Source organism: Myxococcus sp. CA039A, assembly GCF_013336645.1.
Classification (GTDB): Bacteria; Myxococcota; Myxococcia; order Myxococcales; family Myxococcaceae; genus Myxococcus; species Myxococcus llanfairpwllgwyngyllgogerychwyrndrobwllllantysiliogogogochensis.
In genome coordinates this window covers 1-1,484 of record NZ_JABUMQ010000654.1, presented here as the reverse complement: position 1 = coordinate 1,484, position 1,484 = coordinate 1, and the positions used below count along the sequence as shown (strand labels likewise).

General features: G+C 77.2%; 2 pseudogenes. One reads left to right on the top strand and one right to left on the bottom strand.

The window, feature by feature from the left end:
• Positions 1–970 (bottom strand): annotated as a pseudogene (locus tag HR086_RS46785) (serine/threonine protein kinase); the annotation flags it as partial.
• Between HR086_RS46785 and HR086_RS48100 the strand changes: the two are divergent.
• Positions 954–1,484, top strand: a pseudogene (locus tag HR086_RS48100) (hypothetical protein); the annotation flags it as partial. The pseudogenes HR086_RS46785 and HR086_RS48100 overlap by 17 nt on opposite strands.

Here is a 1,484-nt window from a genome sequence, read left to right as displayed (position 1 = left end):
GGTCGTCGGACAGCTTCTCGTCCGACGGCTTCGGAGGAGGCGCGGGGGGGGTGTCGACAGCGGCCTGTGGGCTGTTCACGGCGGCCACGTCACCCGTGGGTGGAGGCGCCGCGGCCCCTTCGCCCGGCGCGGCCTCTGGAAGCGCGGGCTCCCCGCGCGCCACGGCGCTCTCGGAGGGCAGCGGCTGGGTCCGCTCGATGGGCCTGGAAGGCGGCGGGCCCTCCAGGACCTGGGTGAGCCCCAGTTGGTGCGTCAGGCGCCTGCGCAGCACGGGGTCCAGGGTGAGCGCGGCGGCTCCCGCCAGCAGCGCACCCAGTCCGCCCAGCACCACCACCCACGCCACGACGGACCTGCGCTGGGAGCGCCTGGGGATGGTCGTCCGACGGGTGTCCTCTCCCGGGCGGCGCGCGGCGGGCGGCGCATTCGGACGGACGGGCACCGCCGTGCGGCGCGTCTCGTCATGCGAGGGCATGGACACGCGCACGTCCACGTCCTCCTCCTCGTCCTCGACAGGCGCGGGCGCCGGGGCGGGCGCGGGGCGGATGACGGAGGCGGACCCCGTGCGCCGGCCCGAGACGGGCGCCATGCCAGGAGACGAGGGGCGAACGCGGCGTGAGCCCGTCTTCGGACGCGACGGGCCGGACCGCTCCTCCTGCTCCCGCGCGGCGCCTTCCGCGTCGCGAAGGAAGCTCTCGTCCAGCACCACGCGAGGCTGGGTGTCCTCATGAAGGCCGGCGGCGGCACGGGGCTGCGTGTCGGCCGCGCGAGGCCCCCGAGGGTCCGTGTCCGCGTCGCGAGGACCACGCGGCTGCGTGTCGTCGGAGCGCTCCCCGCGCGGCGGCCGGGACGCGCGCGGATTCGTGTCCATCTCCTCCACCCGCGCCGCCTGCTCGTCGTGCCCCATCTGCTCGGGCGTGAGCACCGGCAGCTCGGCGCTCTCCGGCTCGGAGCCCGTGTCCGAGACGACCACGCCCGGCTCGGCACTTCTCGAGGGAGGCGCACCGCCCGGGTTCGTGCGCACCGGCGTGCTCGCGGGGATGGAGATGGCCGGCATCACCATCGCTCCCGAGCGCGTCGGGGCGCTCGGAGGCGGCGAGGAGAACGGTCCGCTCGTCGCGGAGACGGCGGGCATCACCAACGCCCCCGAGCGCGCGGGAGCCCCGGTCGGAGGCGAGCCCGCGGGAGCGCTCAGCGCCTGCCGCTGCGGCATCACCGCGGAGGCAGGAGGCACCGGCGCGGCGGGCGGCGGCTGGGACACAGGAGGCGCAAGCCCACCGGGACGAAGACCCGACGCGGGCACCGGGGGCCGGGACATCGGCGCACCGGGGCGAGGCTCGCCCCCCATCACGCGCAGCGGCTCCGCGCGGGGCTCCGTCGGCTCCACCGGCCACGGAGAGGGCTCCGAGTCGGCGGGGCCGACCACGGCGCCAATGGGCAGCAGCTCCAGCTCCGTGGGCCGCATGTCCGGACGCGCGGGCATCGGG